The organism is Shewanella sp. ALD9 (assembly GCF_002836315.1).
Taxonomy (GTDB): domain Bacteria; phylum Pseudomonadota; class Gammaproteobacteria; order Enterobacterales; family Shewanellaceae; genus Shewanella.
Genome location: NZ_PJCD01000010.1, coordinates 1 through 2154, shown reverse-complemented (window position 1 = coordinate 2154; position 2154 = coordinate 1). Strand labels below are relative to the sequence as shown.

Genomic DNA, 2154 nt, shown 5'->3' with positions numbered 1-2154 from the left:
AATATCTCCTTTTGGGTTGTTAATAAAACATCCAATAAGTTGACTGTGCGTGAAAAAGAAAGTTTTGTGTGATGGCGTTGAAGATCGCACCGTTAAGCTCTTATGTGGGATGGTGCAGAGCTCGACGACTACCGATAAAACGCAACCGCCGCAAACAGACAAGAAAAAGCCCCAACTGATAACAGTTGGGGCTTCAGTATTGTGATTGGTGGAGCAATAGCACCCTGAACCCAAAACCTTCTCGCTCAACCGGTAGTGGCTGATAACAACTCGTGAGGGCTATTGCGGGTTAAGCATTTAGCGATGTCTAGGGCCAGACTGGACGTCTGAACGCAAGCCGCTGATACTGTACATAACCACAGTATCAGCGGAGGATACCCATGTCGCTGGCAAGGAACGCCACGGCGAGTCAATCGCCCACTCAAACAAACGGTTACGAACGCCACCAACCCGACCAGACGCTGCTCTACCAGCTGGTTGAGCAGCACTACCCAGCCTTCAAAGCCTCACTCGAAGCCCAAGGTCAACACCTGCCTCGCTACATCCAACAAGAATTCAACGACCTCCTCCAATGTGGCCGTCTGGAGTATGGTTTCATGCGGGTTCGCTGCGAGGATTGTCATCACGAGCGTCTGGTCGCCTTCAGCTGTAAACGACGCGGCTTTTGCCCTAGCTGCGGTGCCCGCCGGATGGCCGAGAGTGCGGCGCTGCTGATAGACGAAGTCTTCCCCAAGGAGCCCATTCGCCAGTGGGTGCTCAGCTTTCCTTTCCAGCTACGCTTTTTGCTGGCTCGCCATCCCCAGCTGATGGGCCAGGTCTTGAGTATCGTCTATCGTACACTCTCAACTCATCTGATCAAAAAAGCCGGTTACACCAAAGCCTCTGCACAAACTGGCTCAGTGACTCTTATCCAACGCTTTGGCTCCGCGCTAAATCTCAATGTCCACTACCACATGCTGTTTCTCGATGGTGTCTATGCCGAAGATGACTATGGCAAGCAACGCTTCCATCGTGTCAAGGCACCCACTTACGATGAGCTGAATACGCTCGCTCACACCCTCAGCCATCGCATCGCTCGCTGCATGGAAAAGCGTGGGATTTTGGAGCGTGATGCCGAGAATACGTGGTTGACACTGGAAGAGGGCGAAGACGATACGCTGACTCAATTACATGGTGCTTCGGTTACGTATCGCATTGCCGTCGGCCCCCAGCAAGGGCGCAAAGTCTTCACCCTGCAAACCTTGCCAGGGCGTGAGGATAAAGCCGACTCAAGCAGTCGAGTAGCCAACCATGCTGGTTTCTCGCTACACGCCGGTGTGATGGCCGAAGCGCATCAGCGGGATAAGCTTGAGCGCTTGTGTCGCTACATTAGTCGGCCAGCGGTTTCAGAAAAACGTCTGGCATTAACCGCCAATGGGCAGGTGCGTTACGAGCTCAAAACTCCGTACCGCAATGGCACCACCCATGTGATCTTCGAGCCGCTGGACTTCATCGCCAAACTCGCTGCGTTGGTACCTAAGCCGCGAGTCAACCTCACACGCTTCCACGGCGTCTTTGCACCGAACAGCAAACACCGAGTTCAAGTAACACCCGCCAAGCGGGGCAAGAAGCCCGACAAATCGGAAGGTCTCGATACTAACTGGCGTGACAAGAGTCCTGCAGAGCGCCACCGCGCCATGACCTGGATGCAACGCCTCAAGCGAGTCTTCAATATTGATATTGAAGTCTGCGAACACTGCGGCGGTCACGTCAAAGTGATTGCCAGCATCGAAGATCCGAAGGTCATTGAGCAGATTCTCAAGCATCTGAAACAGAAAACAGCCAAGGCGAATGCCGCCAAGCAGCGTGAGCTGCCACCAGAACGAGCGCCGCCACTGACTCCCAGCCTGTTCGATCCATCACAGAGTCGTCTCTTTGACTGACGACCCCAAATCCAACACTGCTCAACACTGCCAACTTTTAAACGGGGCGGTGGGGCAGTTTGTATCTCTCGAGCTATCAGGCTAGAGATTTTACCGCCAAATCGAACCTTATTAGAGCGGTTTAGGCTGGACCGGCAGTTAAAATTGGGGCTTGAGCGGTAAACGAGTGAGGGAATTTCAGGTAAGATACTTCGGATGAGGAGCAAAAAGGTGGTTTATACTTCCTATACCC

Annotated in this window: 1 protein-coding gene; it reads left to right on the top strand. The window is 53.2% G+C overall.

The window, feature by feature from the left end; translation table 11 throughout:
• The first annotated feature begins 380 nt into the window (after positions 1 to 380).
• Positions 381 to 1922, top strand: coding sequence for an IS91-like element ISCR1 family transposase (locus CXF88_RS14265; protein ID WP_000050481.1), 1542 nt, complete (start codon positions 381 to 383; stop codon positions 1920 to 1922).
• Positions 1923 to 2154 lie beyond the last annotated feature (232 nt).